This window comes from Clostridium sp. YIM B02506, assembly GCF_022324845.1.
Lineage (GTDB): Bacteria > Bacillota > Clostridia > Clostridiales > Clostridiaceae > Clostridium_T > Clostridium_T intestinale.
This window is the reverse complement of sequence record NZ_JAKGTG010000015.1, coordinates 1-17728: the sequence shown is the minus strand read 5'-3', so window position 1 is coordinate 17728 and position 17728 is coordinate 1. Positions and strand designations below refer to the sequence as shown.

Below are 17728 nucleotides of genomic sequence, written 5' to 3'. Positions count from 1 at the left end.
ACATTTTTTTATTATTACATTTTGAAGTAAAGAACAACTTCACTCATAAAATTATTTATAATTTTAATCCTCGGGAATATAGCTATATATATTCTTATCTATCTAGCTATATAACTATATATAGTGTTTATGCGGCTTCAGAGCATTTCACGGCATTTTCCCAATAAAAATCGATGAATTTTCATGTTAATTATTTTAAATAATCTATAACTTCTAATAAATTTTTAAAAGTTTCTACATTCTCTGGTATCGTAATAAGAGACTCTTCAGGATTTATCAATAACGGATGTTTTCCTTTGTGTGTTGGTAAATTAGATATGTCATCTGGAATTAGAAAAGGCTTAATATTTCCTTGCAAAGCAGCTTTAATACCTACTATAGAATCTTCCAATACTAAAGCATGTTCTGGTAAAACATTTGCTTTTTCACAGGCCTTTAAAAATATTTCAGGATTTGGTTTTCCATTATAGACTTCATCTCCTGATACAATGATATCAAATATATCAGGCATATCTTCAATTTTAAAATAGTGTTTTATTTTTTCTCTGCTATTAGAAGAAGCCAAAGCTATTTTATAATAATTTTTCTTTAAAAATTCCAACAGTTCTAATAAACCTTTTTTCTTGTATACACGTTTCTCATCACTTAAAATTTTTTCTCTATTTAAAATGATTTTATTTCTCCATTCATATACAGGAGCATCCTTTCCGTATAATTTTTTCATTCCCTCTCGAATCTCGGCCTCTCTACGTCCAGTCAAATAGTAATATACAGAATGATTCACTGTAAAATCAAAATTTTTAGCACCTTCTATATATGCACGATATGCTAGTTGTCCAGTATCAAACATTAACCCATCCATATCAAATATAACTAATTCAGGTTTTTCCATTTTCACATAATCCTCCTTAAAAAAAAAGCCGTGCAATATTGCACTAAGCTTTAATTTGATCAACTAATGATTTTAACAAGTTGCTTGTCTTTTCTTTACCGTCATCTTTGATCATCTTTTCAGAAATAATAAAAGATCCACCAACTGCTAAAATATAATCGTTACTGACATAATCCATAAAGTTATCTGCATTAATTCCCCCTGTTGGCAAGAATTTAACATCATAGAATGGTCCACTTAATGCTTTAATAGCTTTTAAACCACCATAGATATCCGCTGGAAAATACTTTACAACATTAAGTCCATAACTAACTACTTTTTGAATTTCAGTTGGAGTTGCTGTTCCAGGGAAAACTGGAACTTTATTTTCAATACAATATTCAATTACCTCTGGAATCACAGCTGGAGAAACTATAAAGCTTGCTCCATTTTCAATTGCCTTCTTAGCTTCTTCTAATGTACGCACAGTTCCTGCTCCAACAATCAACTTACCAGATTGTGAAAGTTTATTAATTGCGTCTAAAGCAAGATTGCTTCTAAATGTTACTTCTATAAAAGGTACATCATTTTGCAAAAGAATCTCTTCCAAATCATCTAAATACTTTAAATCAGTTGCAGTATAAAGAGGTAATAACTTTATTTCTCCTAATTTTTTATATACATCTACACTCATTACTTTTTCTCCAATTCATTTTCTTTTTGAGATTTGGTAACAGCTTCATGTAAGCCTCTTAAATAAGTAAAACCTAAAGCACGATCATATAACCCATATCCTGGCATTGCTATTTCGTCCCAAATTGCACGACCATGATCTGGACGGATGACACCATCAAAATTAATATCTACAAGTGCCTTCATAAGTGAATACATATCAAATGATCCATCAATACTCAAATGAGCAGATTCTCTAAATTTTTGTTCTCCTAAAAATTCAACATTTCTTAAGTGTACAAAATGAATTCTACTTCCTAATTCATGTATTACTTTGACTAAATCTGTTTCCGGATTTGCTCCTAAAGATCCTGTACAAAGTGTTACCCCATTATAAGGAGAATCTATAATATTTATTATTCTTTTATAATCCTCTAAGTTTTTTGTTACTCTTGGAAGATTAAAGATTTCCCATGGTGGATCATCCGGATGAATCCCCATTTTTACATCAACCTCTTCACAAACAGGAATAACTTTTTTTAGAAAATACGCAAGGTTGTCAAATAAATCATCCTCTGTAATATTTTCATACATTTCCATTAAATCATTAAACTTCTTTAGACGTTCTTCTTCCCATCCTGGTAATTTAAAACCATTCGATTGACTGTTTATAAGTTTAAACATATCTTTCGCATCCATGTTTTCTACCACAGCTTGATCAAATAGTAATGAATAACTACCATCTGGATTTTCATATTTTAAATTTGTTTTAGCCCATCCAAAGATTGGCTTAAAACTATAACATACTAAATGAATATCACATGCTGCTAAATTTCTGATTGTTTGAATGTAATTATCAATATAATGATCACAATCTTTTGTCCTTGCTTTAATTGCATCATGAACCGCAACACTTTCAATACCAAGTAGCTCCAGGCCTTCTTTTTCAATTGAATTTTTAAATTCTTTTATTTCATCTATTTCCCAAACATCTCCAGGCAACTTATTTAATAAGGTTCCTACAACCCCATCTGTCCCTGGAACTTGCCTGAAATGTTTTAAAGGAATAGAGTCTTTTGCTCCATACCATCTAAATCCCCACTTCATTTTATTCCTCCATCAAAAATCATCATCTTCATCATTATCATCCATATCTACATCTACAGGTGCATGCCATAAACTAATACAGTCTTTTGCTTGTTCTGCAGCTGATTTTGCAACTATCTCTATTTGTGTTCCTAAAATTTGATGATTTATTATTTCCAATAACATAGGTAAGTTAACTCCACCAATAATATAAACCTTATCTTTTAGGTCTTGCTCTAATTTATTTGTAACAAGAACTGATTGATTATATGGGCTTGCGCTTACTAAATCAACTAATACCAGAACACCATCGCCTTGATTTACTTCTAAAATAGAGCTATTTATTTTCTTACCAAGTTTCTCAACATCGTCTCCAGCATTTAAATTTACTGTTAAGATATTTTCTGTATTTCCCATAATAACTTCAGCTGCATCTTTAATACCGTCGCTTAAAGTACCATGTGTGGCTATTACAATTCCTAGCATAAATTAATCTCCTTTTATATCTTGATTTAACAATTCTAGTGCCTTAGTAAAATGGTCATAATTTAAATTTTTCTTATTTAACTTTGATTTGTCTAAATAAAACTCTTTGTTTTGATTCATATCTGCACAAAACAAATAATTGATTTGATCTTTAGGGGATACATAACGTACTCCCTTAGATTCAGCAACCTCTTTTTCAAATTGTCTACCCATTACATTTAAAGTGGCATCAGCTCCAATAGAATCTAAATAATAAATCTTTGCATTCTTTTTTACAGAACTCATTAAGACGTCTAATCCTCGACTTCCATAAGAGCCTTCATCTATAAATGCATAAGCCACTTTTTTTTGATTTTTATTCTCTGTTAGCATCTGTAGTAAAAAAAGTACTGAAGATGTATTCCTAATTAAATTTTTTCGATTCAACTCACCTTTTGTTAGTTTTGATAAAATCATAAAATATCCACCATATATCAGTGCAAGACATGCTGTTTGCACTGAAAATAAAACAAATGGGGAAGAAACCAACCTCATGTATAAAAGTGTTCCTAAAATACCTAGGAATACCCAAATGAGAGATGAACAAAGAACCGCTTTTGTAGTTTGCTTTTCTTGTTTTTTTCTATCAAACAATACATAATCTCCTAAATAAGCTGGAGGTGTATCATAATAAGTACAAACGATTTGATCTGCCTTTTTAATATCTCCAACATACACATTTCGTGCACTGTATTTTTTTTGATTACTATATTCGATTACGGAAATATCTTTTCTCACTTGTGATATATCTGTTACAAGTGCCTTCAGAAATCTAGTTTTCTCTTTATCGCTATTCCGTGAACGATACATAAAGGAGTACCTAGCTAATCTATCGTTAAAAATATCCTCCATGATAAACCTCCAGTTTTTATTTTAGGAAAATTTACTTAAATTTACTAACAACATCTTTTAGTTCTGTTTTAGGAGCAGAAGGAGTAGCTTGGAAATATATATTCTCTACTCCATATTTCTCTTTCATCTCTACTAATCTATCCACATCTTCTTTGTTTATATAAACAGATTTTGTAACTAATAAATCTTTATTTGCATCTTTTTGTGCAATACCACCGATATTCAACTCTTTCATTGGTACTCCATGTTTAACTAGCTCATACATAACCTTTACAGTTTTTGCTAACAAGATACAATTATAATCTTTGAACTGATATTCATCCCAATAAAATTTAGCTTTATCTGGCGTAATTACTATTGTTTTTTGTCCAGTACGGCTACCTGCATTTTTATATAACTCTCTCATGAATTTGTCATTTGCTACAACTTCATCCACTACAAAGATTGAATTTACTCCACTCTTTTGTGAAAGAGTCATCATAACTTGTCCATGAATTAAACGTTCATCTACCCTTGCTAAATTTATAACACCCATTTTTTCAAATCTCCTTTTTATTTTATAGAATTCCAACTCCAGCTAAAACAATTAAAATTAATGTTAACCATAATAATGCTGAGGTAACTTTTAAACCTTTTTTATTGTAGAACCAATAAACTCCCATAACTACTGTTAATGGTAAAAGTCCTGGAATAATAGAATCTAAAATACTTTGGATAACGAATGGTTTCCCTGAAATTGTAAATTGCAAAGTTGAACTAACTTTTACATAGTTACCTGCTAAGATTCCCATCATATATATACCTAAAACGGATAAAGTGTCAATTGCAGTCTGAATTCCTGCACTTGCCATAAGTCCTGTTGCGTTACGTCCCATATTGAATGCTTGGCGAGAAAAGAATATACCTAATAAAACCTGATAAATTGCAAAACAAACGAATGGGAATAATGCTCCTAATGCACTACCTTGCTGAGCCCAAGGAACTGCTATTGCAATAAATATATATTGTACAGTCCCTGAGTCGATTGCATCACCAATTCCGGCAAGTGCACCCATCAAACCAGCTTTTGTATTATACATCAAATCGTCTTTCATCATTATTTCTGATTTTTCATATTCTTCTCTTGCACGTTCTGATTCCATAGAAGCCATCAAACCAGTAATAACTCCACCACCCCAGCTTAACTGAGTATTGAAAAATAATAGTTGTCTCTTATAAGCAGCTTTTAATGATTCATCATCTTTGTATAGTTTTCTTAGAATTGGCATCATTGCATACAATAAAGAAGATGCAAGATATCTTTCAAATGAATGTGGAATTTCATTTGCAAAGTGCCATCTTAAATATGCTTTAGTAACATCTTTTTTTGTAATCTCTTCTGGAGCTGAAGCAGCTCTTTTTACACTTTCACTCATTTTATCTTCTCTCCTTTAAAACCCGTCATCGTAATCATCTTCATCTAATGTCTCTGTAGCCTTAGCCGCAGTTGTAATAGGAACATTTTTTCCTTTTTGAGACATTATGAAAATTAAAGCAATCAATAGACCAAATACAGCATAAGTTACCATTGTAATATTCAATGACTTTAATGAAACGCTCATGAAATATGCTAGGAAAAAGAATACTAAGTAATCTTTACGTCCAATTACATAAACTGTTGTTGCAATACCAATAGCAGCCAATCCGCCACCAACAACTCCAAGAATATGGAATACAAAAGTTCCTTCTAAAGCATTTATTACATCTGCAATCATTGGTGCCCCAAAATATAAAGCTATGAATACCAGTGGTACAAATAGAGCAAATGATGCAATTGTAGGTAAAAGAATGATTGAACGTTTAATAGCGCCATCATTTAAATCTTCTACAGCTTTATCTGTATATTTACCTAAGAATGTATTGATAAAGAAACGGAATTGATATAAATAACTTCCTAACAAACCAACAGGAACTGCAACAGCAATAGCTGCTTCAGGCTGTAAATTTCCTAACAAAGCAACTGGTACCGCAATAGCAGCTGCAATAGATGGTTCTGATGGCATGGATCCTCCTGGAGAGAAAACCCCCATATAAATCAACTGTAAAGCTGCTGTAACAATCATCGCTTGTCCAACATCTCCCATAACAATACCAACAATCAAACCAGTCATTAAAGGTGAAAATCGAAGTGTTAAGGTTGCTCCTCCACCTAACCATCTTGACATAACCGCTCCAACCCACAAAGCGATTAAAAAACTCTGTAATACACTTAAAGTTTCCATTACTCTTCTTCTACCTCTTTTCTATATATTTTTCTAGCTCAAAAATTGTTTTTTTCAAAATCTCCGGTGTAATTGAAATAGGAATTAAATGAACTTTTTCTTTTGAATCAATAAAACCAACTATATCATCGATAACCTTTTCATCTGCTGGATACAATCCCATACGATTTAGAGATACAGGCAGTTTCAAATCTGAATAGAAAGGCATTAAAGAATCAATCGTAGACCACCTCCCCTCTAGAGCTAACTGGTATAATACCCCATAAGCTACTATTTCTCCATGAAGATATGAATGACTTTCTGGAATATATTTAGCTATTGCATCATGCATTGCATGTGCTGCAGCATTACGGGCATATTTATCTCCTAGTCCTCCACATAAACCTGCAACTGCTATCACAATTTCAGATAAATGTACAAATTCTTCCGAAACTACTTTATTCTCCATATCTTTCATTGCTTTAGCAGAGTGTTTTACAATTGATTCATTACACAACTTTGCAGTATAACTTGCTAATTTTAAAAAGGGTTCGTTCTGTAAATGTTCTTGAGCTAAAATAGATTCTGATTCATACCATTTTGCAATTGTATCTGCCAAACCTGCAATGAAGTAACGTACTGGAGAATCAATTACTAAATAGGGATCTGTTATCAAAAAAGCAGCTTGTCTCATATAATGCTCAGTTTTCCCTTCTGATTCTCCACTTTCTTTATACATAACAGATAAAGGCGTCCATGGTGCACAATTACTAACCAAAGTTGGAACAACACCATATTTAACATTACAAATATGAGCAGCATATCCAACTAGATCTACAAGTTTTCCGCCACCAACTCCAATAATAAAATCGATATCATTTTCTTCAACGATTTTTGCTATTAAATCTGCGCCATAATAGCTACATTCACCTGTATACTGATGATATAAAACATTTTGCTCTATAGTTTCTAAAAACTTCATTTTAGGTTTAGTTTTTTCCCAAGAAACTGTCCCATGTACAATTAAGATGTTCTTTGATTTATGTTCTTTTAATAATTCCGGAATAAAATCAATTGCACCTTCATGATACCTATAGAACTCAGGACCAACTTTAACCTTTAAATCTGTCAACATTTTGATTTCCCCCTATTCTTTAATAAATTTACTTGCTGGCTGAACTGCCCTTTCTGGTAAAACCCCTTGAACTATTTGTTCGATATCTGTTACACATTTATTACCCATTTGCTCTAGACATTCCATAGTATAAGCTGATGTATGCGGAGTCATTACAACGTTATCAAAAACTAAATATGGATGACTCTTTCTTCCTGGTTCTTCTTCTAAAACATCTGTGGCAAAACCAGCAATTTTTCCAGACTTCAATCCCTCAATAACCGCATTTTCATCTACTAATGCACCTCTAGCACTGTTGGATATATAAACACCGTCTTTCATCTTTTCAATTTCGTTTTTAGATATCATATGATAACTTTCTTCAGTTAAATTTGCACAAAGACAAATAATATCAGATGAAGTCAATAATGCATCTAATTCAACCTTTCTTGCCCCATAACTCTGTAAATATAAATCTGACTTGTATGGGTCATAGGCCAAAACATTACATCTAAAACCATTTCTAACAATCTCTACAACACAACTTCCTGTGTTCCCAACTCCAATAACCCCTACTGTTTTATTGAAAAGTGTATGTCCAACAAATTTAGCTCTATCTTCCCAACGATCAGCCTTAACTCGATTACTGGATTCTACTGTTTTTCTTAATACAGCTAGCAGATTTGTAATGTTGTTTTCTGCCACTGCATCACGTTCTACTAAAGCTGGAACTATTGTAACAACAGTATCATGCTCTTTTGCTGCATCAATATCTATATTGTTGTATCCAATTCCATGACGTGTAATCAGTAAAAGTTCATCTTTGTAATCAAAAAATTCTTTAGTAAAAAAAGGGGTTACACTTGCAATGATAATATTGTATCCACTTAATAATTTTGCAAGCTCTTTTCCATGCATTTCATTATCAACTTGAAAATAATCAACAGATCCTATTTTCTTCAAACGATCGATGTGCTCAGGGAATATCTTTCCAAAACTACTTGAATTAACAATTGCTATCTTATATTCTCTCATCTTTACTTATCCTTCTTTACAATAGCATGTCCACCAAATCCGTTTCGTAAAGCCGAAACCACTTTTGCAGAAAAACTATCATCTTCCTGAGACAAATTACGCATGAATAAACTTAAAGCAATTGTTGGCACTGCAATTCCCATATCCAAAGCTGTTTCAATAGTCCATTTTGCTTCCCCAGATGCTGCTACAACACCTCTATAATCTTCTAAATTTAGACTAGCTTTAAATTGTGATTCAGCAATTTCCATAAGCCAACTTCGAACAACCGATCCATTGTTCCAAACTTTCGCAACAGCAGCTAAATCGTAATCAAATTCACTTTCTTTAACAATTTGAAACCCTTCACCGATTGCTTGCATCATTCCATACTCGATTCCATTATGAACCATTTTCAAAAAGTGACCACTTCCAGATTGGCCAGTATATAAGTAGCCATTTTCAACTGAGATATCTTTGAAAATATGTTCTATATGCTTAAATACTTCAGGATCTCCACCAATCATTGTACATGCACCACTTAGTGCTCCAGAAGTTCCACCTGATGTTCCACAATCAAAATAAGATATTTCTTTCTCCTTAAAAGTTTTTGCACGTCGTATTGAGTCCTTAAAATTTGAATTTCCACCTTCAATAACGATGTCATTTGGAGAAAGCAACTTCAATAATTGATTCAATACAGTTTCCGTAATTTCTCCTGAAGGTAACATAGACCATATAACTCTTTTTTCAGTAAATGAAGTAATCATTTCCTCTAAATCATCAAATGTTTTTATACCTGCCTTTTCAGCATTTTCTTTTGCTTGTTCAGATAAATCATATCCCATAACATCATAACTTTGACTCTTCAAATTACATGCTATGTTTAAACCCATCTTGCCAAGACCTATAATAGCTATTTTCATACAATCCCTCCATTTCATGGCTTTATTTTACCAAAAAAATTTTTTTCTGTAAAGCTTTTTAAGAAAAAAATTTTTCTAAATATTTTTTCCCTCGTATTTCTATTTTCACCTACTATTGCAATTTAAGAAATAATATGATATTCATATAAAGTAGCAACAACATTTAGCAAAATATTGACATGAAATTACTATTTGATATACTTATAACAACGCTATTTTTTATTAGTTTGATTTTTATATGATAATATTTAAAATATACATTCCAATCAATTTTTTTATTGTTTTGAAGTTACAATACACCATTTATACAAAGGAGGCCCAACATGGATGTATCTGTTAGACTTAAAATTAAATCATTATACAATGGATTAAGTACTAAAGAACAAAATATTGCAGATTATATACTTGAAAATCCAATTTCTGTGGCTCAAAATTCTATCAGCGATTTATCTGCTGAGCTCAATGTTGCAGTCTCTACATTATTTCAATTTGCAAAAAAGCTAGGTTATTCTGGCTTTAGAGAATTTAAGATGGCTATCTTAGTTGAAGAAAATAATTTTTCAACTACCTCAATTCATGAAAAGATTGAAATTGATGATAATGAGTTAACTATGGCGCAGAAGGTCTTTGATTCAAACATTAAAACACTAACTAATACTAAAAAAATATTACAGTTAGAAGATTTGAAAAAAGCAGCTGAAATTATATCAAATTCAAATCTACTATACTTTTTTGGTGTGGGTGGATCGGGTATACTTGCAGCAGATGCATATCATAAATTTTTACGTTCTCCAACTCATGTTCGGCATAGTACTGATTATCATATGCAACTTATGGAAGCATCTTTATTAACGTCACAGGATTGTGCAATTTGTATTTCACATACAGGAAAATCAAAAGAAACTATCAAAATAGCTGAAGTAGTAAAAAAAGCTGGTGCAAAAGTAATTGTTATCACTAGCCATGCATCTTCTCCTTTAGCTAAGATAGGTGATATCGTTTTTATTTCTATATCTGAAGAAATAGAATTTCATTCAGAAGCTTTATCTTCTCGTATATCTCAATTGAGCATATTAGATTCACTCTATGTAATTTTGATGTTTATGAATAAAGATAAATCAAAAGAAGCTTTATCTAAAGTTAGACGAACTATATGGGACCTAAAGTATTAAAATCTACACCGTCAACATTTCAACATTATCCTTTAAAAGGAGCTGGGCACTAAATAATTAGTGTCCAGCTCCTTTGGCATAAAAAATAAATCCTACACTCAAAAGAATGCAGGATTTATAGTAAATTTAAAGTAATTGCTCTACCCCAACTCCAGATGTCAGCTTTTCAAGATTATTAAATATCTTCTCTTCATCCCAATTCCACCATTGAAGTTTTAATAGAAACTCTATTTTTTCATCACTAAATCGTTTTTTAATAAATTTAGCTGGATTTCCACCATATATTGTATAAGGTTCTACATTTCTTACTACAGTTGAGTTAGATGCTATAATTGCTCCATCTCCAACCTTAACACCAGGCATAATGGTTACATTTTGACCTATCCACACATCATTTCCAATTACTGTGTCTCCCTTAAAAGGAAGCTCATCTATTGTAGGCGTCACCTTTTCCCATCCACATCCAAAGATATTAAAAGGATAGGTTGTAATTCCATCCATTCTATGATTTGCTCCATTCATAATAAACTTAACTCCCTCTGCAATTGCACAGAACTTACCTATTATCAGTTTATCCCCTAAAAATTCGTAATGATGCTCTATATTATCATAAAATTTCTCTGGAGACTTTTTATTATCGCTATAATAAGTGTATTCTCCAATCTCAACATTAAGTCTTTTAGGTAGGTTACTTATATAGCAAACGGTCTTTATATTTTCATTTGGATAAAGTTTTTTCTTATCTGGTCCCATCATTGTATATTGACTCCCTTCAGTTCTTCAACCTCATCTACTAGTGTTTGAAGAATATCTATTCCTTTTGTTGTACAATCTACATCAGTTGATATTAAGGAAATAACCTTATCGATCCTTTCCTTGTAATTACTTGGCTTTATTTTAAAATCTTCAATCATCTTAACAGCCTTTTTCTCATTTATACAGTATTCCCTGTTTAATGCAAATAAGACTTGATTAAGAGAGGATATGCTTCGAAAACAATGCCCACAAACATATGATATATCATCTTTATTTATATTTTTCTTGGCAAACATTAAAGAGAAAGCTGCCTCAAACATAAAAAATTCACATAACCCTTTCTGAAGAGCTGTTGGATAACATTCTGCTTGCTTTTTTAATTCATAAAATTTTTCATCATTAGCGTATTGCAACTTACTGATTGCCAATTCTCCACGATACATGGCACTAATATATCCATGGGGATGTCCTGTCTGATAATTAGCAGTAACAATGCCTTGTTCAGTATCTTTAATTATTTGAACTACACGTTTTTTATCACGCAAAATCAAGTCAACATGATACCCATTTATGACTAACCATCCACCTCCATTAACCCAATCGCCCCAAGCTCCTGGAGGTACAACAAGGTTACTTCTATGCTCATCATCTAGCTCTGTAGCAAGTTGATTGATAGAAGTCAGGTCAAATAATTCTGAATTATAATAGATTCCGATATCTATGTCAGAATCCTCTGTATGGGTACCTCTTGCACGTGAGCCACCTAATACAACACCTTCTATAAAAGGCAAAAGGGATAATTTCTCTGTTACTAATTGAATGATATTATTTGTCATACGAACACACTCCTTTTATCAATATCTAAAATGCCATGTTTTCATTTTTTATTTAATCTAATTTACTAATAGCAGTGACTAGAGGACATACTATAGCAATAATAATTATTAAAACACCTGAAATTAAAAACCAATAGTTTACACCTACTCTATCAGCAAACAATCCAGAGAGGATCAAACCAAGAGGCATAGCTAGAGATATGATACTCCCTGTTAGAGAAAATACACGCCCTAAATATTCTGGCTTAATTTTTTCTTGATAAAGAGCCGTTTGAACACCGCTGTAAAATGGAACCGAAAGCCCCATAACAACGCAACAAACTACAAATATTATAAACCCACTTGAATGAAGAAGTCCTGAAATAGTCAAACTAACTCCCATCATAAATATAGATGCAGTTATTAATATTATTCGCTTTTTAAAGTTTCCAAATAAGCCTAACAGCAAACCACCTACAAGCATACCAGAGGCATAGGCGATTTCTGTAATAGATACATGCATGGGTGTTCCAGAAAAATACTCCATGGTCATTAAAGGATAAAGTGCATTTATTGGCATATAAACAAACATATATAGTGTGCCTATAAGCAGCAATGCAAATAATCCTTTGTTTTCTTTTAAAACATCAAATCCTTCCTTAAGCTCTTTCATAAAATGACTCTTCTGGCTTTGCTCCTCTATATTTAGCTTAGGAATTTTCACAAGTGCCACTGTAATACATGCAATCACAGCACCTAGCACATCCATGGCTATAATAGCATTTAATTTCCAAACAGAATATAAAAATGCTGCGGCAGCAGGGCTAATTATATAGCTTATGGATTGCAGTGATTGGCTATAGCCAGCACATTTAGTTAGCTGTTCTTCTGGTACTAAAAGAGGAGTAACTGCACTTAGGGCAGGGGAATGAAAAGCAGCCCCAATACTTCTTATAAACAGCACAACCATAACCATCCAAACTGGTAACTCCATATACAATGCAATAATAGCAAGTATAGCTCCAGCCCCAGCAATAATTAAATCAGCTACAATCATTATCTTTTTTCTGTCATAACGATCTACTAGTACACCTATTGCAGGACCAAATACTGCATAAGGCAGAAATCCTACTAATGAAGCAATTGACAGAACCATAGCTGATCCTGTTTTTTCTGTAAGGTAAAAAATTATAGCCATTTGAAGAATAGCACTAGAAATAAGTGAAATTGCTTGTCCTGTCCATATAGTAAAAAAATCTTGTTTCCATTTCGAATTTTGTTTTATCATATCAAATTTCTCCTTGCATTTTTATTGTTGATTCCTTATAAGTTTTAGGCAATAAAAAATGCAGGCTAAAATCCGCAATGGGATTTTTAGTCTGCATATCAACGTTAAAAAGACACAAAGAAAAACGCATAGTTTAATATAACTACACTCCCTCTATCTATGTCCTAATACGTAAAATAAGCACAACAAAAAAGCCCACCATCATGGATGTTTTAAACGCTTTTTTTATTGCCTTCTTATCTTAAACGTACTGAATACATAGATATATGTCCTCCTTTAATTCACCAAATTGACATCATATTATCATAGAAAATGTATTCATGTCAAACACTTCTATAGAGGTTTAAAACTTAAATGTTCCTACAACCTTAGTAGTCCTATCATAATAATCCTTAGAAACTTCTTCAATTCCTTCACAAATCTCTTTAAGATTGCAACGGCTACACTCTTTAATTACTCCATTTTCAAGTAAAGAGCAGCTTAACTCATCATCATAAGTAGAATTTTTAATAGCTAAAGCAATCTGCAGCTTATCAAAGCTCTGTCCCTCTTCTTTAGAACTTACAGTTATCCTATCTTTTATCATCTTAACACCTTCCTCATATTATTTCTGATGGATTCTTTAAATCCTTGAAGTCCATCACAGAGAATATATGCACTTTTTATAATTATTGCTAGATATTCTTACCAATTTTAGAAATATAGATAGATATATTTTTTTCTATATATCTATCTAGCTATATAACTATATATAGTGTTTATGCGGATTCAGAGCATTTTTCTAATAAAAACTGATGTAATTTTACATTAATTATTTTAACTTTTTCATATATCTAAGTTAAATAAGAAAATTTTGAGGAGATATGAGTATGAAAAAGAAAAGTTTTAAGAAAACAATTGCTGAAGATGAATTATCTTTTGAAGAAGATTTTGATGAAAGCGGATTTGATGTTGCACCTCTTGGAACACAAGTATCTAGTTTTTCTTTTTGTAATGATACCACTGAAGCAGATAATTCTAACAGTATAGATTTTAATAATAACACCAAAGATATTCTCTTTACTAAACAATCTAATAAAAAATCAATGGATAACCGTTATGGAAAACCAACTGCCAACGGTGCTGCTCCCCCTATTGATGGTGAGCCTTTTAACCTTAAACGCTGCCACAACTACAGAGAATCAACTATAAGAAAATTAAACGAACTTAAAGCAAAACATCCAGATGTTAATGTTTATTTATGTACCATACTGGATGAGGCCATTAATGTTTTTTATAATCTAACTTTTTATGAAAACAAAGAATAACTATGTGAATATTTTATATTTTTGCATATATGTTAAGTGTTAAGAAGAATCTAATGAGGCTTGTGAAGAAGTCTATACAGAGACAAGGTGTTCTTAGATAGTTAAAAAGATAAGGAGGTGATTTTCTATGGAAGTTAATGAACTAATAACCCTAATAGCCAATCTAGGATTTCCTGTTGCTATTAGTGCATATCTACTTATTAGACTTGAGAAAAACTTAAACAGTTTAACCTCATCTATAAACAAACTAAATACGATTATTTCAACTAAGCTTGGAGTTGTTATAGATAATGGAAATGATGATAAAATTGCATAATTTTTTTTATAAAAAGTTCAGCAATAATTTTAGGTTTGACATATATCTTATATGTACATGTGAGTGATTTGATGATTTCATCTAAGGCAAAAGGAAGCTAATGCAACCACTGCGTGGTATGCTACAGGTCATAAGTGTACAGATCATAGGTGTACAATCTAGTATTTTTGAAAGGAGGTGAGATGTATGGCCGTTAGTAAGGTTTTAAGTTCTACTTCTCTTGCTATTGAAGTGGAGAATGGTGTTAATGGATCTGGCAAAGTTGTCTATAAGAAGAAAAACTTCTCAGGTGTTAAGATTAATGCTGCTCCCGAAAATGTATTTGATGTAGCTGAAGCCATCAAAGGTGTTTTAAGTAATCCTGCTCGTGATTACTTATTAAATGAAACATCAAAAATCGCTAATGTTTAACTTTTAATCAATTTATTTTATTATAGAAAGGAGATGAAATTATGGAATATTCATTATCAATGACTTTTGTTACTGAAACTGGGGACAAGGTTTCCATGACAGTATCTGGTGTTAAGAGTGACATAACTAAATCTGAGATATCAGCTTTAATGGATACTATTATAGCTAAAGATGTTTTCTTAAGTAAAAATGGTTCATTAACTGCTAAGTATACAGCTCAGTTAACTCAAAGAGCAGTTACTAAGTTTGACTTACAGTAATTTAAATTTTCTTGCCATATAAAAAAGGTTTAGCTTCACGCTAAACCTTTTTCTCTTTTCTATTTTTGTGTAATTCTCAAGGAGTGGGTTGAACAAAATTGCTATAAAATCTAGTTCAATTAACATATTTAGTTAGTTAAGAAAAAAAACAACATACATCAACTTGTATAAAGCTTACCTTTCATCTATATACCTAATTACAAAAATGATTGATTTAACGATCCAATCAATAAACATCCCCATTACCTAAAATATAATCTATTTTTTTATAAACACATTCTAAAGATGTTTTTAACATCCTGTTCATTTAAAGGTTTGAATGCATATTTAAGTCCGCCATTTATAGCTTTTTTGGCCATTATACTGAAGTTAGTATCATCAATCCCTATTTCTGTGAAAGTACTTTTTAAACCCAATGTTTTGAATAGGAAATCTGATAACATCTCTATGCTCTTCTTTGCAACAGCCATTGGTTCCATGTTCTTATCTATTTCAAACACATTACATCCGAACTGATAGAATTTTGATACTGTTGTTTCATCTAATGTATATCCCATCCATCGTGGTGTCAAAATGGTAAGCCCCAGACCGTGAGTAATATCATAGTATGCCGATAATTCATGCTCCATTGGGTGACAGCTCCATGCCTGCCTCTTGCCTCCATTAATAAAACCATTAATTGCCCAAGAAGAAGCCCACATAAGGTTTGCACGAGCTTCATAGTTTTCTGGTTCTTTCATTGCAATTGGTGTGTATTTTATAACAGTTTTCATAAGAGCTTCCGCTATAGAATCTAGCATGTATAAGTCTTGATTCATATTAAAATATACTTCTATAATATGAGAGATTATATCTGCTGACCCACAGGCAGTTTGATATGGACTGACTGTGTAAGTATTGGTTGGGTCAAGGAAAGATACTTTTGGAAGCAGCATTGGATGCATATAACCAATTTTGTCTTTTGTCTCAAGATTACTAATAACACCTCCTGCATCCATTTCAGACCCAGTAGCAGATAGAGTCAGAACTGTAACTATAGGAAGACAATTAGTAACAGGTACTTTCCTTGTAATAATATCCCATACATCTCCATCATAGAAAGCTCCCGCTCCTATGAACTTTGTAGCATCTATTGTAGAACCACCTCCTACTGCCAATAACACATCTATTTTCTCGTTCTTGCAGATTTCTGCACCTTTATTAACAGAGGTTATACGTGGATTTGGCTCAATGCCTGAAAGCTCGAAAATTTCAAACCCTGCATTTTTTATTTCAGCTATAACTTTATCATATAATCCAATTTTCTTAATGGAACCTCCACCATAGGTTAGCAATACTCGTTTGCCATACTTTTTTAGTTCCTCTCCAAGATTTCCAAGTTGGTTTTCACCAAAATATACTTTAACAGGAATGTCATAAACAAAATTATTCATATAATTATCTCCTTTTTATTTTAATTTGTTATATTCTTCATCAGTTACAGGCTCCAGCCATTCATTGAATGCACCCTCTGATGGTACTTCTACTGCTAAATGAGCAAACCAACTATCTGAAGCTGCACCGTGCCAATGCTTCACTTCCGGTGGAATATTAACTACATCCCCTGCTTGCAGCTTTTGAGCTGGTTTTCCCCATTCTTGATAATATCCTCTTCCTCCAGTTACCAAAAGAATCTGACCGCCTTTATGATGGATATGCCAGTTATTGCGGCAGCCTGGTTCAAAGGTCACATTTCCAATTGGAACTCCTGTGGTTGTTAACATATTCAAATATGCCTGGCCAATAAAATACTGGCTGAACATTTCTGGAAGCTTACCTCCTATAGAAAAAATAGTGCCTTTGCTTAAATCCTTTGTTTCAATCATATATATGCCTCCAATTAATTAGTAGTATTATTCTTCTGGTTTTAATGGTCCATAAAAGTAGGAAGCTGTGGCTCCCCCATCAATAAGGAAATCAGCGCCGGTAATAAAGGCTCCCTGTGGCATCATCAAAAGCTCAGCCACATTTGCAATCTCGTCAGCTGTTCCCGGACGTCCAATGTCGTCAACTTAGGGAAATATAAAAAATAATAAAAAAAACACTTGACAATAGATAAGAAAA

The 17728-nt window shown here is 32.3% G+C and carries 22 protein-coding genes and 1 pseudogene; 5 read left to right on the top strand and 18 right to left on the bottom strand.

Annotated features, from left to right (window positions below; translation table 11 throughout):
- Positions 1-190: 190 nt before the first annotated feature.
- Genes L1S49_RS12500 through gnd form a run of 11 tightly spaced genes read right to left on the bottom strand, consistent with a single transcriptional unit; the run spans position 191 to position 9300 of the window.
- Positions 191-892 (bottom strand): HAD family phosphatase, encoded by a 702-nt coding sequence (locus L1S49_RS12500; protein WP_238905118.1) that lies wholly within the window; start codon positions 890-892, stop codon positions 191-193.
- Positions 893-935: 43 nt separating this feature from the next.
- Positions 936-1565, bottom strand: a complete 630-nt coding sequence (gene eda, locus L1S49_RS12495) for a bifunctional 4-hydroxy-2-oxoglutarate aldolase/2-dehydro-3-deoxy-phosphogluconate aldolase (protein WP_238904968.1) — start codon at positions 1563-1565, stop codon at positions 936-938.
- Positions 1565-2650 (bottom strand): mannonate dehydratase, encoded by a 1086-nt coding sequence (uxuA, locus tag L1S49_RS12490; RefSeq protein ID WP_238904966.1) that lies wholly within the window; start codon positions 2648-2650, stop codon positions 1565-1567. Before uxuA ends, eda begins: the two co-directional genes overlap by 1 nt.
- A 12-nt stretch (positions 2651-2662) precedes the next feature.
- Positions 2663-3115 (bottom strand): PTS fructose transporter subunit IIA, encoded by a 453-nt coding sequence (locus L1S49_RS12485; RefSeq protein ID WP_238904957.1) that lies wholly within the window; start codon positions 3113-3115, stop codon positions 2663-2665.
- 3 nt (positions 3116-3118) lie between these two features.
- On the bottom strand, positions 3119-4006 hold the full coding sequence (locus L1S49_RS12480; RefSeq protein WP_238904956.1) for a hypothetical protein: 888 nt from the start codon (positions 4004-4006) through the stop codon (positions 3119-3121).
- Positions 4007-4037: 31 nt separating this feature from the next.
- Positions 4038-4541 (bottom strand): PTS sugar transporter subunit IIB, encoded by a 504-nt coding sequence (locus tag L1S49_RS12475; protein WP_238904955.1) that lies wholly within the window; start codon positions 4539-4541, stop codon positions 4038-4040.
- Positions 4542-4563: 22 nt separating this feature from the next.
- Positions 4564-5421: a PTS system mannose/fructose/sorbose family transporter subunit IID gene (locus L1S49_RS12470; protein WP_238904953.1), complete on the bottom strand. Its 858-nt coding sequence runs from the start codon at positions 5419-5421 to the stop codon at positions 4564-4566.
- 15 nt (positions 5422-5436) lie between these two features.
- Positions 5437-6267 carry a PTS sugar transporter subunit IIC gene (locus tag L1S49_RS12465; protein WP_238904951.1) on the bottom strand — a complete coding sequence of 277 codons (831 nt, stop codon included), beginning with the start codon at positions 6265-6267 and terminating at the stop codon, positions 5437-5439.
- 10 nt (positions 6268-6277) lie between these two features.
- Positions 6278-7381, bottom strand: coding sequence for an iron-containing alcohol dehydrogenase family protein (locus L1S49_RS12460; RefSeq protein ID WP_238904949.1), 1104 nt, complete (start codon positions 7379-7381; stop codon positions 6278-6280).
- A gap of 12 nt (positions 7382-7393) precedes the next feature.
- A complete protein-coding gene (locus L1S49_RS12455) occupies positions 7394-8395 on the bottom strand; it encodes a D-isomer specific 2-hydroxyacid dehydrogenase family protein (protein ID WP_238904941.1) in 1002 nt (333 codons plus the stop codon).
- 2 nt (positions 8396-8397) lie between these two features.
- The gene (gnd, locus tag L1S49_RS12450) at positions 8398-9300 is read right to left on the bottom strand and encodes a phosphogluconate dehydrogenase (NAD(+)-dependent, decarboxylating) (protein ID WP_238904939.1); all 903 of its coding nucleotides are present in this window, start codon (positions 9298-9300) and stop codon (positions 8398-8400) included.
- Between the two features lie 323 nt (positions 9301-9623).
- Between gnd and L1S49_RS12445 the strand changes: the two genes are divergently transcribed.
- Positions 9624-10472, top strand: coding sequence for a MurR/RpiR family transcriptional regulator (locus L1S49_RS12445; RefSeq protein WP_238904930.1), 849 nt, complete (start codon positions 9624-9626; stop codon positions 10470-10472).
- Between the two features lie 126 nt (positions 10473-10598).
- Here L1S49_RS12445 and L1S49_RS12440 read toward each other — a convergent pair whose 3' ends face one another.
- From L1S49_RS12440 to L1S49_RS12425, 4 genes are all read right to left on the bottom strand, one after another.
- Entirely contained in the window at positions 10599-11228 is a 630-nt protein-coding gene (locus L1S49_RS12440) for a Vat family streptogramin A O-acetyltransferase (RefSeq protein WP_238904924.1), read from the bottom strand.
- A complete protein-coding gene (locus L1S49_RS12435) occupies positions 11225-12064 on the bottom strand; it encodes a nucleotidyltransferase domain-containing protein (protein WP_238904922.1) in 840 nt (279 codons plus the stop codon). Before L1S49_RS12435 ends, L1S49_RS12440 begins: the two co-directional genes overlap by 4 nt.
- Positions 12065-12116: 52 nt before the next feature.
- Complete coding sequence (gene mef(A), locus L1S49_RS12430; RefSeq protein WP_238905116.1) at positions 12117-13328, bottom strand: macrolide efflux MFS transporter Mef(A); 1212 nt, start codon at positions 13326-13328, stop codon at positions 12117-12119.
- 346 nt (positions 13329-13674) lie between these two features.
- A complete protein-coding gene (locus tag L1S49_RS12425) occupies positions 13675-13917 on the bottom strand; it encodes a hypothetical protein (protein WP_238904920.1) in 243 nt (80 codons plus the stop codon).
- Positions 13918-14194: 277 nt separating this feature from the next.
- Here L1S49_RS12425 and L1S49_RS12420 point away from each other — a divergent pair, with 277 nt between their 5' ends.
- The 4 genes from L1S49_RS12420 to L1S49_RS12405 all read left to right on the top strand — a co-directional run bounded on the left by L1S49_RS12420 (position 14195) and on the right by L1S49_RS12405 (position 15625).
- On the top strand, positions 14195-14638 hold the full coding sequence (locus L1S49_RS12420; protein ID WP_238904918.1) for a hypothetical protein: 444 nt from the start codon (positions 14195-14197) through the stop codon (positions 14636-14638).
- A gap of 127 nt (positions 14639-14765) precedes the next feature.
- Positions 14766-14954, top strand: a complete 189-nt coding sequence (locus tag L1S49_RS12415; protein ID WP_238904916.1) for a YvrJ family protein — start codon at positions 14766-14768, stop codon at positions 14952-14954.
- 186 nt (positions 14955-15140) lie between these two features.
- Positions 15141-15365: a DUF1659 domain-containing protein gene (locus L1S49_RS12410; RefSeq protein ID WP_073017606.1), complete on the top strand. Its 225-nt coding sequence runs from the start codon at positions 15141-15143 to the stop codon at positions 15363-15365.
- Between the two features lie 41 nt (positions 15366-15406).
- Positions 15407-15625, top strand: a complete 219-nt coding sequence (locus L1S49_RS12405; protein ID WP_238904914.1) for a DUF2922 domain-containing protein — start codon at positions 15407-15409, stop codon at positions 15623-15625.
- Positions 15626-15891: 266 nt separating this feature from the next.
- Here L1S49_RS12405 and L1S49_RS12400 read toward each other — a convergent pair whose 3' ends face one another.
- The 3 genes and pseudogenes from L1S49_RS12400 to L1S49_RS12390 form a co-directional block, all read right to left on the bottom strand.
- The gene (locus L1S49_RS12400; protein ID WP_238904912.1) at positions 15892-17058 is read right to left on the bottom strand and encodes an iron-containing alcohol dehydrogenase; all 1167 of its coding nucleotides are present in this window, start codon (positions 17056-17058) and stop codon (positions 15892-15894) included.
- Between the two features lie 15 nt (positions 17059-17073).
- Entirely contained in the window at positions 17074-17490 is a 417-nt protein-coding gene (locus L1S49_RS12395) for a cupin domain-containing protein (protein ID WP_238904910.1), read from the bottom strand.
- Between the two features lie 27 nt (positions 17491-17517).
- Positions 17518-17664, bottom strand: a pseudogene (locus L1S49_RS12390) (short-chain dehydrogenase); the annotation flags it as partial.
- Between the last annotated feature and the right edge of the window lie 64 nt (positions 17665-17728).

What these genes read in the sequence shown, in the direction of transcription:
- L1S49_RS12435 (WP_238904922.1), bottom strand. Translation starts at nt 12,064, where the DNA reads ATGACAAATAATATCATTCAATTAGTAACAGAGAAATTATCCCTTTTG.
- L1S49_RS12425 (WP_238904920.1), bottom strand. Translation starts at nt 13,917, where the DNA reads ATGATAAAAGATAGGATAACTGTAAGTTCTAAAGAAGAGGGACAGAGC.
- L1S49_RS12460 (WP_238904949.1), bottom strand. Translation starts at nt 7,381, where the DNA reads ATGTTGACAGATTTAAAGGTTAAAGTTGGTCCTGAGTTCTATAGGTAT.
- gnd (WP_238904939.1), bottom strand. Translation starts at nt 9,300, where the DNA reads ATGAAAATAGCTATTATAGGTCTTGGCAAGATGGGTTTAAACATAGCA.
- L1S49_RS12465 (WP_238904951.1), bottom strand. Translation starts at nt 6,267, where the DNA reads ATGGAAACTTTAAGTGTATTACAGAGTTTTTTAATCGCTTTGTGGGTT.
- L1S49_RS12415 (WP_238904916.1), top strand. Translation starts at nt 14,766, where the DNA reads ATGGAAGTTAATGAACTAATAACCCTAATAGCCAATCTAGGATTTCCT.
- L1S49_RS12445 (WP_238904930.1), top strand. Translation starts at nt 9,624, where the DNA reads ATGGATGTATCTGTTAGACTTAAAATTAAATCATTATACAATGGATTA.
- eda (WP_238904968.1), bottom strand. Translation starts at nt 1,565, where the DNA reads ATGAGTGTAGATGTATATAAAAAATTAGGAGAAATAAAGTTATTACCT.
- L1S49_RS12400 (WP_238904912.1), bottom strand. Translation starts at nt 17,058, where the DNA reads ATGAATAATTTTGTTTATGACATTCCTGTTAAAGTATATTTTGGTGAA.
- L1S49_RS12475 (WP_238904955.1), bottom strand. Translation starts at nt 4,541, where the DNA reads ATGGGTGTTATAAATTTAGCAAGGGTAGATGAACGTTTAATTCATGGA.
- L1S49_RS12485 (WP_238904957.1), bottom strand. Translation starts at nt 3,115, where the DNA reads ATGCTAGGAATTGTAATAGCCACACATGGTACTTTAAGCGACGGTATT.
- L1S49_RS12480 (WP_238904956.1), bottom strand. Translation starts at nt 4,006, where the DNA reads ATGGAGGATATTTTTAACGATAGATTAGCTAGGTACTCCTTTATGTAT.
- L1S49_RS12455 (WP_238904941.1), bottom strand. Translation starts at nt 8,395, where the DNA reads ATGAGAGAATATAAGATAGCAATTGTTAATTCAAGTAGTTTTGGAAAG.
- L1S49_RS12405 (WP_238904914.1), top strand. Translation starts at nt 15,407, where the DNA reads ATGGAATATTCATTATCAATGACTTTTGTTACTGAAACTGGGGACAAG.
- L1S49_RS12470 (WP_238904953.1), bottom strand. Translation starts at nt 5,421, where the DNA reads ATGAGTGAAAGTGTAAAAAGAGCTGCTTCAGCTCCAGAAGAGATTACA.
- L1S49_RS12395 (WP_238904910.1), bottom strand. Translation starts at nt 17,490, where the DNA reads ATGATTGAAACAAAGGATTTAAGCAAAGGCACTATTTTTTCTATAGGA.
- L1S49_RS12440 (WP_238904924.1), bottom strand. Translation starts at nt 11,228, where the DNA reads ATGATGGGACCAGATAAGAAAAAACTTTATCCAAATGAAAATATAAAG.
- uxuA (WP_238904966.1), bottom strand. Translation starts at nt 2,650, where the DNA reads ATGAAGTGGGGATTTAGATGGTATGGAGCAAAAGACTCTATTCCTTTA.
- L1S49_RS12500 (WP_238905118.1), bottom strand. Translation starts at nt 892, where the DNA reads ATGGAAAAACCTGAATTAGTTATATTTGATATGGATGGGTTAATGTTT.
- L1S49_RS12410 (WP_073017606.1), top strand. Translation starts at nt 15,141, where the DNA reads ATGGCCGTTAGTAAGGTTTTAAGTTCTACTTCTCTTGCTATTGAAGTG.
- L1S49_RS12420 (WP_238904918.1), top strand. Translation starts at nt 14,195, where the DNA reads ATGAGTATGAAAAAGAAAAGTTTTAAGAAAACAATTGCTGAAGATGAA.